Source organism: Staphylococcus sp. 231237_7MaSpsaltlick, from assembly GCF_043107035.1.
Genome location: NZ_JBICNX010000301.1, coordinates 1 through 537, shown reverse-complemented (window position 1 = coordinate 537; position 537 = coordinate 1). Strand labels below are relative to the sequence as shown.

Genomic DNA, 537 nt, shown 5'->3' with positions numbered 1-537 from the left:
ACTTACATGCCTGTTTTAGTTGCTTGTTAACTGCGTTAATAGTAAGTGTAGTCCCAAAAGAATTAAATAGTAATCCTTTGGTATTTAGTTTGAGTTTTTCAATCATTTCAATGATGTGTTTCATATCATCTTTAGCGATTGTTAAAGTACGAGGTGACACATCATTTTTACGTTCATCTATAAATAATTCATTTTTTACTTGGTTAATGTATTCATACTTCATATTTAAAACACCACTTATTCGACAGCCCGTACAAATCATTATAAATAGAGCGAGGGATGAACGATTATTTTGTGATTTGAAATATTTTTTAAGTGTTTCGTATTCTACTAGGTTAATATACTTGCTTTGTTCATCTTTTGGAGGATTAGACCCTTTAAATGTGACCTTATAAGTAATATTCTTAGGTAGTAATCCTTCATAAACAGCATCGTCTAATGATGATCTGATATATCCATTTAGTTTTCTTATTGTTTCTTTTGAGTGTGTTTTAGAAAATTCATTTATAAATTGTTGATACATATTTCGTGTTAATG

Annotated in this window: 1 protein-coding gene; it reads right to left on the bottom strand. The window is 28.7% G+C overall.

What is annotated here, in order from left to right:
- A partial coding sequence (locus tag ACF91D_RS31585) for a tyrosine-type recombinase/integrase (RefSeq protein WP_392438671.1) occupies positions 1–537 on the bottom strand: 537 nt, incomplete at both ends.